Source organism: Bifidobacterium aquikefiri (genome assembly GCF_002259795.1).
Lineage (GTDB): Bacteria > Actinomycetota > Actinomycetes > Actinomycetales > Bifidobacteriaceae > Bombiscardovia > Bombiscardovia aquikefiri.
This window is the reverse complement of the sequence record NZ_MWXA01000016.1, coordinates 1-1,669: the sequence shown is the minus strand read 5'-3', so window position 1 is coordinate 1,669 and position 1,669 is coordinate 1. Positions and strand designations below refer to the sequence as shown.

The following is a 1,669-nucleotide window of genomic DNA, read 5'->3' as shown; positions in this document are numbered from 1 at the left end:
CGACTGGCTAATTGAAACCAATCGCGGCTTCGGCAATGCGGTATCCGCAACGAATCATCAGACGTCCAGGCTGACCTGGAATGTTGATGAGTTTGCACAATGTAGAGGAGCGGACATCGTCGGCTATGACGGGCGAACGGTTCTCAAGCTGCTGCCATAGATGCTGCTTGAGGTAGTGCCCGGGTTCTTGCGCACTTTGGTTTTTGTTTCCTGTGTGCGTTGTCAGTTCGCTTCCTGTATGGTGTCGTGGAGTCGGGACATGTCCAGGTAGCGGCGGGTCGACCACTGGTTGCCGGTGACGTAGCGGATTCTCGCAGTGATGAGCATCAATGCCGATCTACCATCCGGGAAAGCGCCCACCACGCGGGTTCTCCTGCGGATCTCCCGGTTCAACCGTTCGATCATGTTGTTCGTTCGGATGCGCCGGCGATGCTCGACCGGGTAATCCTTGAGCAGGTACGTGGTGGTCTCGTCGATGCCCTCGCGCAGGCACTTGGCGGCCTCCCTGAGTTTCCGCTCCTCCATCTCGGTGGCGACCTGCTCGGCCTTGGCCAACGCCGATTCGCGTGATTCCATCGCGAACACGGCCTTGAGCGCGTCCCCGGCCCATCGGGTGTGACGAGGGGAGACTTTCGAGAGCACGTTGCGCATGAAGTGCACCATGCACCGCTGGTAGCGGGCCTGTGGCAGGAGTTCACTGACGGTGTTCACCAGTCCGGCGCACCGGTCGCCGGTCACCAGGCGCACGCCGGTAAGCCCACGCGAGATGAGCGAGGAGACGAAGCTGTTCCAGCTCGCCGAATCCTCCTTCATGCCCTCCGCCACGCCGATCACCTCCCGATGCCCGTCCGACCCGATGCCGATCGCGACCAGTATGCTCACGTTCTCCACGGCGCCACCCCACGAACGCTTGTGCCACACGCCGTCCATGAACACATACGGGTAGGCCTGGGATAGCGGGCGTTCGCGCCAGGCGTCGATGTCCCCGTAGACCTTCCTGAGCTTGTCCGACAGGGTCTGCGACGGCATCCGCGCTCCCCACAGCGCCTGGGAGATGTCGTCGACGCGGCGGGTGGACACGCCCGCCAGGTACATGTCGATCAAGGCCTCCTCCACGCTCTCCTCCCGGCGTCGGTACCGTTCGATGACCGCCGACTCGAACAGGGCGCCCTTCAGCTTCGGCACCCTCACACTCAATTTGCCGGCCTTGACCGTCAGATCGCGTTCGTAATGGCCGGCACGATACGCCTTCCTGCCGCAGGAACGCTCGTAGCGGGCCGCGCCGGTGATCTCGTCGGCCTCGGCGTCCAGCATCCGGTTGAGGATCTCGGTGACCTTCTCGCTCACCATCCGGTCCAGTTGGGTCTCGAACATGGGTTGATTCACCTGTAAAATGTGCTTGGGCATGGCCCGTACCTGCTTTCCAATCGGTTTTCTCTTTCAGCGATTGAAAATCGTACACACAGGACGGGCTATGCTCCCACCACCTCAAAACTGCGCAAGAATCCGGACGTTATCCCGATTTATGGACTTCGTTAGTGCCTGATTTCCGTAGCTGCCTACTACCTGATGTCCGGACTTGACAACAGTACATCATCTAATGTATAGTCATCGCATGCTGACTATTACGAATCGACTTGATGTAATGAACCGGCTAGGTCGGGCCATG

The 1,669-nt window shown here is 60.1% G+C and carries 1 protein-coding gene; it reads right to left on the bottom strand.

The genetic code is table 11. The annotated features are described in order from the left end of the window. Positions 1-222: 222 nt before the first annotated feature. Entirely contained in the window at positions 223-1,407 is a 1,185-nt protein-coding gene (locus BAQU_RS10210; protein ID WP_094695337.1) for an IS256 family transposase, read from the bottom strand. Positions 1,408-1,669 lie beyond the last annotated feature (262 nt).